Here is a 4,202-nt window from a genome sequence, read left to right as displayed (position 1 = left end):
GACGCTGACCATCACCATCCACGGCACCGACGATGCGCCGGTTGCGGTCGCCGACACCGGGTCCGCGAACGAGGCCGGCATCACGCCGGCCACGGCGGCGACCGGCAACGTTCTGGCCAACGACACCGACGTCGACAACACCCATGCCCAGTTGAGCGTGAGCGCGGTGACGGGCGGCACGGTCGGGTCTGCGCTGGCCGGCAGCTACGGTTCGGTGACGATCAACGGCGACGGCAGCTACAACTACGTCATCGACGATGCGAACCCGACGGTTGACGCGCTCAATGTCGGCGGCAGTCTGACCGACAGCTTCACCTACACGGTGAGCGACGGCCAGGGCGGGACCTCCTCGACGACGCTGACCATCACCATCCACGGCACCGACGATGCGCCGGTTGCGGTCGCCGACACCGGGTCCGCGAACGAGGCCGGCATCACGCCGGCCACGGCGGCGACCGGCAACGTTCTGGCCAACGACACCGACGTCGACAACACCCATGCCCAGTTGAGCGTGAGCGCGGTGACGGGCGGCACGGTCGGGTCTGCGCTGGCCGGCAGCTACGGTTCGGTGACGATCAACGGCGACGGCAGCTACAACTACGTCATCGACGATGCGAACCCGACGGTTGACGCGCTCAATGTCGGCGGCAGTCTGACCGACAGCTTCACCTACACGGTGAGCGACGGCCAGGGCGGGACCTCCTCGACGACGCTGACCATCACCATCCACGGCACCGACGACGCTCCGATCGCTGCCAACGACACTAGCGCCAGTCCCGGTGCGATTGCCGCAACCGAGAAGAGCGGCACGCTAAACGGATCCGGCGGCAACAATGGTTCCGGCAACGTGCTGACCAACGACAGCGATGTCGACAGCGCCAGCCTGACGGTGAGCTCGATCCGTACCGGCGGCGCCGAAGGCGGCGGTACGGCCGGTTCGCTGGGTGTCGGCCTGGTCGGCGCGCACGGCACACTCACAATCGCCGCCAACGGCAGCTACACCTACGTGGTCAACGAGAACGACTCGACGGTCCAGGCCCTCAATACCGGCGGCTCCACCACCGATACGTTCAACTACACGGTCAGCGACGGCAGCCTGACGGACATGGCAGTACTCACCGTCACCATCAACGGTGCAAATGATGCGCCGGTAATAGATCTCAACGGCGGGTTGGCCGGAACATCAACAAGCCTCAGCTATACCACGGGATCGGCCGCGACCGCTATCGCTCCATCTGGAACTGTCGCGGATGTTGACTCCGCTGATTTCAACGGAGGCTCGCTGACCGTCGCATTCACGGCAAACGGCACCTCAGCCGACCAGTTGACGATCCAGAACCAAGGCACGGGCCTCGGCCAGATCGGCTTCAGCGGCAGCAACGTCACCTATAGTGGAACGACCATTGGAACGTTCACCGGCGGAACGAACGGGACAAACCTCGTCGTCACCTTCAACGCCAACGCCACGCAAGCCGCAGCGCAAGCGCTGGAGGATCACATTCGCTACTCGAACGCGACCAGTGCTACCACGACAAAGACTGTGACCTTTACGCTGGTGGACGGGGACGGAGGTACCGACACAGGCACAGCCACGGCGACGATCAATGTGACGGGCGGCGATACTACGGCTCCCAACATCGCACTGATAACGGGCGTTCAGGGAAATGCCGGGGCACCGAGCACGCTCGTCGTCCAGTTCAGCGAAACCGGAATGAACCACACATTCTTCGATTCGACGAAACTAGCCTTGTCGAATAATGTGACCCTAGTGTCGACCACGGGCACGTGGGGCACCGCAACCGACGGCGGTGGCAATACGGTAGATACGTATACTCTGCTGGTGAACAAGCCCAACAACGGCACGACATACACGGCAACTTTTTCTGCTGGAGCCTTCAAGGACGGCGCCGGCAATCTAAGCACCGCCGGGTCTCAAATCGGCCTCAAACCCGCAGGCACTTCCGGCGAGCCCATCAACCTCGCTCTCACCGATCCCTCGCATGAAGGTGCGCTCATCACCGTCACGGTGAAGGACGTGCCTTTGGGCTGGACCATCGACGGCGCAACCCATAACGCCGACGGAAGCTGGACGACACAGACCAGCGACCTGCACGGGCTGACCGTCACCACACCGGCAAGTTTCACCGGCGCCGCGGTGCTCGACGTGCAGCTGACCTGGACCAATGCCGACGGCACGACGGGCAGCGCGTCGATCGCCGACAATGTCGAGGCCTACGCTCCGGGTTCGCCGATCTTTGCCTGGTCCGGCGACGACGTGCTGACCGGCTCCAGCGGCAACGACCTCTTCGTCTTCTCGCAGCCGATCGGCGCCGATACGGTGCATAATTTCGACGCCGCGGCCGACCAGATCGACCTCATCGGCTACAACGGACTGGCAAACTTTGCCGATCTCCAGACGCATATCGCCGACGATGCCAATGGAAACGCGGTGATCGCGCTCGGCGATGGGCAGTCGATCACGCTGGATGGCGTGCACTCGGGGGCGCTGACGGCAGGCAATTTCGTCTTCGACCAGACACCGGTGGTCAACAATCCAGGGACCATGACGATCGGCGACGGCGCCTTGCTGCCGCTGAGCGGTACGATCAACAATAGCGGCCTTATCTCGCTGGACTCGACCGGCGGCGATACGCTGCTGCAAATCATCCAGCATGGTGTGACCCTGCAGGGTGGCGGGCAGATCCTGCTGTCCGACAGCGCCGCCAACATGATCTCCGGCACGGGGCCGGACGTCACTCTGGTCAATGTCGACAACACGATATCGGGCGCTGGCCAGCTGGGCGGCGGGATGCTGAGCCTCGACAATCAGGGCACCATTATCGCCTCCGGCGCGAATGCGCTTGTCATCGATACGGGGGGCAGCGTCGTCACCAACTCCGGAACATTGGAGGCGACCGGTTCAGGTGGACTGACGATCACCGGCGGGCTGGCGAATTCCGGCATGCTGTTGGCCAATGGCGGCGACATCGTCATCCATGGCCAGGTCACCGGCGACGGCGATGCCACGATCGGCAACCTGTCGAAGCTTGAGTTCGGCAGCGCCTCGTCGACGGATGTCACCTTCGCGCACGATGCGGCCGGCACGCTGCAACTCGACGATTCCTTCGATTTCAGCGGGCGGATCGGCGGCATCACCAATGACGACAGGCTTGAGCTCGAGGACATCCTGTTCGGCGCGGGAACGACGGCCGTCTACCAGGCAAACCAGGATGGCAGCGGCGGAACGCTGACCGTTTCGGACGGCACCCACGGTACCGCGCTGCATCTGGTCGGCAGCTACGATGCGAACGGCTTCAAGCTTGCCGATGACGGCCAAGGCCATACCGCCGTTTCGTACAATCCGGCGGAATTCACGCTGACGGGCGTTGGCAATGGAGCAATTTCAAGCGACTTCGTGGTGTGAACCAAAAGGCCGCCGCCAGCGGCGGCCCACCTGGCCTGACGCGTATCGAGTGGGGTTCTGGACGTGGATAGCAAATCTCGAATTGTGAAGGATGCGCTTCGGGCCTGCCGCCGCTATTTCCTGGTAGCGGCGGCGTTCAGCCTGGCGATCAATCTGCTCTATCTCGCGTCCCCACTCTACATGCTGCAGATCTACGACAGGGTCGTCACCAGCGGCAGCGAAACCACGCTGGTGATGTTGACCCTGGTGTTGCTGGCAGCCTTTCTTTCATTGGCCGGCCTCGACCTGGTGCGCGCCTCCATCCTGACGCGTGCCAGCGCGCGGCTCGACCGGCTGCTGTCGGCAAAAGTCCTGGCCGCGTCGGTCGAGACCCCATCGCCCGGCTCGTCGCCGAGCCAGCCCATCCGAGACTTCGACACGTTCAGGCAGGTCATCACCGGCAGCGGCATCCACGCTTTGTTCGACCTGCCATGGTCGCCCATCTACATCGGCATCATCTTCCTGCTGCATCCCTGGCTCGGCTTCTTCGCGCTGGGCTGCTCGCTGCTTCTGGTCGCCATGGCGGTGCTAAACGAATATATCGTGCGTTCGCCGCTGAAGCAGGCCAACGACCTGGCGACGACCAACTATAATTTCACCGAGATGAGCCTCAGAAACGCCGAAGTCGTTCGCGCCATGGGGATGATCGACGGCCTCATCCGCCGCTGGGGACGCGACCGCAATTTGGCGCTGCGGCGCCAGGCGGAGGCAAGCGATCGCGCCGCACTGATGTCGGGCC

The 4,202-nt window shown here is 63.5% G+C and carries 2 protein-coding genes; both read left to right on the top strand.

Annotation, left to right across the window (positions count from 1 at the left end):
- Nucleotides 1-3,424, top strand: a 3,424-nt coding sequence (locus EN949_RS17860; protein WP_127371742.1) for a VCBS domain-containing protein, incomplete at its 5' end; no start/stop codon positions are given.
- Between the two features lie 63 nt (nucleotides 3,425-3,487).
- Nucleotides 3,488-4,202: ABC transporter transmembrane domain-containing protein (locus EN949_RS17855; protein ID WP_245472445.1), on the top strand; the 715-nt coding region annotated here is incomplete at its 3' end.

It is taken from the genome of Mesorhizobium sp. M7A.F.Ca.US.007.01.2.1, assembly GCF_003998165.1.
GTDB lineage: Bacteria > Pseudomonadota > Alphaproteobacteria > Rhizobiales > Rhizobiaceae > Mesorhizobium > Mesorhizobium ciceri.
The sequence above is the reverse complement of the archived record's forward strand: the minus strand, read 5'-3'. Positions and strand labels throughout refer to the sequence as shown.